Below are 1,671 nucleotides of genomic sequence, written 5' to 3'. Positions count from 1 at the left end.
ATACATTATGGCTCTGGCTTTTAGCTAACCCACGAAGGCGGAGGTCAGCACCTTTTGTGGGAGTCATATTGTCTATATGCCATGAAGATTTTACTTCTTACGTTGATGTTTCTTTTGTTCTCGGGGTGTTCATTCGCGGATTCAGAGGTGGTGGAGATCAGGGTTTTTGATCCTGAGTTTAATGTTATAAAAGTCATCACGGAGAAAGATGAGGTGGCAAGAGTTTTGGCGCTCTGGGAAGTAGCTGAGGAATCTAGCGAAATATCACTGCACCCACTTGAGTCACGTGACTTATACAAAGTCGACTTTTATTCAGAATCTAGCCCGCTGTCGGGGCGCTGGCTCTATGTTGAGTCGGGGCACTACCAGAGGCTAAGCAAATCCCGTATGGAAACCTTTAAGGTAAAAAAAGTGAGTGAACTGAATGAACGCCTCGGCATATAACAAGTCACGCAATTTCACTCCGGCCGCTGAAAAGCGCGGCCTCCGCGTGACTGGCTTCGCCAGCCCATTCGTGAAGCGTTAAAAGGCACATCATGGGATATGCGCTACATATCGAGTTGGAAGACTCTGCAATTGAGTTGGAACAATGGATTTCGGTAATAGATGCTATTGAGGGGGCTCGAATTAACAGCGTAGGAACTAAGGCTGTCAATTTGGCTAAGGGAGAAGAGATCTCTATATCTGCTAACCCTGGCGACGTCGAAGTTGAGTTTACGACGAGTAAATTTTTTGGCCTCAAAAAGCAATCTAGATGGGAATTTTGTATCTGGTTTAATAGTGGCCGGGTATCATTTAATGCCACTGACGATATTGATTCTCCAGCAAACCCGGTACATAGAGTCGCATCACAAGCTGCTAGGCTTCTCTCCGCTAAGATCATCGGAGATGAAGGTGAGGTTTATGCGTGGTAGTGCCTTTTAACAAGAAAAATCAATGCGACAAGTTAAACGACGCGGCTTTGCCGCTAACTTGCTCCCTGTTTTAGGCGTTATACAACTGTGAAAAGTAAGGCTTATGCCAACCCAATTCATTCCTCAATCATATAAAGTTCCAAAAACCTTAGAAACGAACCAATTCTTTTTTAGGGTTCTTGAAGAGAATGTCGCAGAGTTAGATTATGAAGCCGTTATGTCTAGCCGTGAACGACTAAAGTCGATTTTTGGCCCAAATTCACATTGGCCCAAAAGCAACATGACGCTTGCAGAAAACAGGGCAGATTTAAAGGTTCACAAACAAGAATTCGAATCGCGTAAGGCGTTCGCATATTCAGTTTTCAATAGCTCAAGAGACAAGTGTCTTGGCAGTGTTTACATAGATCCAAGCCAATCCGAAAACTATGATTGTGAAGTTTATTTGTGGGTTAGAGAAGACAGCGCAGCATTAGATGAGAGACTATATCAAACTGTCGTGCAGTGGCTAAAAGATCGTTGGCCCTTCAATAATATCGCGTTTCCAGGGAGAAGCATTTCTTGGGAGAATTGGGCAAAAGAGGTAAAAGTTGTATAACAAGTGGTTCAATACGTGGACAACTACTCGTCACGCAATTTGCAATAAACGCAAATTGAACGTGCCAAGTGTTGCCCATTAACCAGGCGCTGGAGGATCCCCTCATAAATCCCCCAGTCCAGCGGTGTGAACCAGCCTTAAAAATTCATTCATAGCCCAGCG

The 1,671-nt window shown here is 44.3% G+C and carries 3 protein-coding genes; all 3 read left to right on the top strand.

The window, feature by feature from the left end:
- Positions 1-147: 147 nt before the first annotated feature.
- The 3 genes from EZV61_RS19365 (at position 148) to EZV61_RS19355 (ending at position 1,509) form a co-directional block, all read left to right on the top strand.
- Positions 148-444, top strand: a complete 297-nt coding sequence (locus tag EZV61_RS19365) for a hypothetical protein (RefSeq protein WP_131417691.1) — start codon at positions 148-150, stop codon at positions 442-444.
- 92 nt (positions 445-536) lie between these two features.
- The gene (locus EZV61_RS19360) at positions 537-914 is read left to right on the top strand and encodes a hypothetical protein (protein WP_131417689.1); all 378 of its coding nucleotides are present in this window, start codon (positions 537-539) and stop codon (positions 912-914) included.
- Between the two features lie 103 nt (positions 915-1,017).
- Positions 1,018-1,509: a GNAT family N-acetyltransferase gene (locus tag EZV61_RS19355; protein WP_131417687.1), complete on the top strand. Its 492-nt coding sequence runs from the start codon at positions 1,018-1,020 to the stop codon at positions 1,507-1,509.
- Positions 1,510-1,671: the final 162 nt, after the last annotated feature.

Origin of the sequence: Corallincola luteus, assembly GCF_004336975.1 — a bacterium.
GTDB classification, from domain to species: Bacteria; Pseudomonadota; Gammaproteobacteria; order Enterobacterales; family Neiellaceae; genus Corallincola; species Corallincola holothuriorum.
This window is presented reverse-complemented; position numbering and strand designations above follow the sequence as displayed.